General features: G+C 68.8%; 1 protein-coding gene. It reads right to left on the bottom strand.

Features of this window, described 5'->3' with window-relative positions:
* Positions 1–240: helicase HerA-like domain-containing protein (locus OH705_RS28590; RefSeq protein WP_267303616.1), on the bottom strand; the 240-nt coding region annotated here is incomplete at both ends.

The raw sequence follows: 240 nt of genomic DNA, 5'->3' as shown, positions 1-240 counted from the left end.
CGTACAGGTCCCAGAAGATCACCGGATTCCCGCCCGGTGCGTAGTCGGCGATGCCGATGTCCTTCGCGCGCTGAAGCACCTTTTCGCTGCCGTCGCCGGCGGTGGCCAGGCCGGCCACGTCGCCCTTCACGTCGGCCATGAACACGGGCACGCCCATCCGCGAGAAGCCTTCGGCAAGCGTCATCAGGGTCACCGTCTTGCCGGTGCCGGTGGCGCCGGCCACCAAGCCATGGCGGTTGC

The sequence above is a fragment of the Pseudomonas sp. BJa3 genome (assembly GCF_026343815.1).
GTDB lineage: Bacteria > Pseudomonadota > Gammaproteobacteria > Pseudomonadales > Pseudomonadaceae > Aquipseudomonas > Aquipseudomonas soli.
This window is presented reverse-complemented; position numbering and strand designations above follow the sequence as displayed.